The sequence below is a fragment of the Bacillus sp. GMs2/2 genome, from assembly GCF_050172095.1.
In the GTDB taxonomy this organism is placed as follows: Bacteria; Bacillota; Bacilli; order Bacillales; family Bacillaceae_G; genus Bacillus_A; species Bacillus_A cereus.
The window spans coordinates 1-2,067 of the sequence record NZ_JBNLYE010000549.1 but is presented as its reverse complement, the minus strand read 5'-3'; the positions used below and the strand labels follow the sequence as shown (position 1 = coordinate 2,067).

The window sequence follows — 2,067 nt, the reverse complement described above, 5'->3', positions numbered from 1 at the left end:
TAATTTTCCAGTCAAATTTTTAAATAGGTATAGGACAGGCCTTGTACGTAATATTCTTAATTGAATGCTATACATAATGAGGTGAAAGAATGAATAAGTCTTACTTATTAGATAATGAAGGAATGAGAACGAGAACCGACATACCGGATTGGGTTGCAAAAGAATTTGAGATTTTTTCAAATGTTGTGTTAGAACCAACTTTTCCATGTTATTTCGGTTTAACAGCTTTGAAAAAGAATGAACTTCGTTATTCATTTCTTTCTCATAATGATTGGAGTCATTTGCCGCATACAATGTTATCTTTTTTAGACTTAATGAAAGAGAGACCGATTGTAAGAAGGGGCTTTTTCCTTTTTGTAGAACCGGAATGTGAAGAACGATCACTCGAATATTACCGTGATTCTTTTTGGAAAGTGTTACAGTATTTACATGAAAACGATAATCAAGCATGGCCAAAGCAAATTCCTGAAGACCCAGACCATTATTTATGGGAATTTTCATTTGGTGGTGAGCCAATATTCGCATTTGGAAATGCGCCAGCTTATAAACAACGAAAAACTAGACATTTAGGGAATTCTCTCGTTATTGGGTTTCAGCCACGCACTATTTTTGATGGATTAGAGGGAGATCGTCCTAAAGGAACATATTCAAGACAAATGGTCCGTGAGCGAGTTGAAAAGTGGGATCAATTGCCGAAACATCCTAACATTAGTCATTATGGTGACCCAGAGCATCGTGAATGGAAACAATATTTCATAGGAGACGATGTAGAGCCAATAAAAGGGAAATGTCCTTTTATTCATAGGAGAGAAAAGTAAGAGCCATCATCTAGATGGCTCTTTTGTATATTTTGGATAAAAAAGGGTATTTTATTATGAAAGCTAGTCTATTTTTTAAAATTACATCATTAACTAGTAGTAAAGAGAGTAGAAAGGATAGAGCGATGATTGGAGCAATTATACAGCAAATCGTATTAGGTATATCATTAGCTGCGCCAGTAGGGCCGATTAATATTGAAATGTTAAAACGAGGAATTGAACGTGGGTTTTGGCACGCTTGGGTTGTTGGAATTGGTGGAATGACTGCAGATGTTTTATTTATGCTTCTCATTTATTTCGGTTTATCTTCTGTGTTTATGTATACATATGTACAAGCCTTCATGTATTGCACGGGTTTTTTCTTGTTATTTTATTTAGGATTTCAAAGTGTAAAACAAGGAATTTTCGAATCGAATATGGAATATAAAAAAGAAGAGGTAGGTGGCCTTAAGCAATCGTTTATGGCAGGATTTTTAATTGCGATATCCAATCCATTAAATCTTGTTTTTTGGTTTGGTATATACGGAAGTACACTTAGCTCATTACTTACGAAGGTAACGAAACAAGAAGCTTTTTTGTACAGTCTTTGCATTATTGTTGGTATTATTTTATGGAATTTAAATATTGCTTTTTCTGTACATTTTGGAAGAACTTTATTAAAACCAAAAGCGCTTGGCTACATAACAGCCGGAGCAGGTATTATTTTAGTAGGTTACTCTATACATTTTGCATACAAAGCTTTACAGTTGTTCACATAAGATTGAAGGGGAGATTTTTATGTATCGAACCACTATTGACGGAAAAGAAATTATAATTACGTTAGCGCCAAAAATCCGAAAAGAAATTACTGATAGAAATCCACTATATGAAGCGGTATTTCATAATGCTGCAAGATTGTTACAAACAAAGCAACCGACGTTTGCAGTAAATCATGAAATATTTGGGCTCATTATTGGAGAAGTGCAAAGAGGAGAAGTAACAGTGTTTGCAGTGGAACATATTATTCCGAAGCAAAATATATTTGGATCAAACAATTTTTTCTCGGCAATAGAACAGCAGGCAAATTTGTAAAGTGAATAGAATAAGAATAGAAAAGAAATAGTCGTAACGATATGTTGCGGCTGTTTTTTTGGAAAAGGGGGAAATAAGATGAAGAAAGTGGGGAAAGAGTTCTTTTTACAACATGATATTGTTATTATGTATAGCATTCTATTTATTTTCATTATTATTTTAAAAATGCAATTTTTTA

3 protein-coding genes and 1 pseudogene are annotated in these 2,067 nt (G+C 33.6%); all 4 read left to right on the top strand.

The features are described 5' to 3' along the window. The first annotated feature begins 89 nt into the window (after positions 1-89). Positions 90-818: a YqcI/YcgG family protein gene (locus ACQGS6_RS27235; protein WP_061139476.1), complete on the top strand. Its 729-nt coding sequence runs from the start codon at positions 90-92 to the stop codon at positions 816-818. 14 nt (positions 819-832) lie between these two features. Beyond that, entirely contained in the window at positions 833-1,576 is a 744-nt protein-coding gene (locus tag ACQGS6_RS27230) for a LysE family transporter (protein ID WP_001196839.1), read from the top strand. A gap of 19 nt (positions 1,577-1,595) precedes the next feature. Continuing rightward, entirely contained in the window at positions 1,596-1,889 is a 294-nt protein-coding gene (locus ACQGS6_RS27225; protein WP_000286362.1) for a hypothetical protein, read from the top strand. Positions 1,890-1,916: 27 nt separating this feature from the next. Continuing rightward, a pseudogene (locus ACQGS6_RS27220) lies at positions 1,917-2,067 on the top strand (sterol desaturase family protein); the annotation flags it as partial.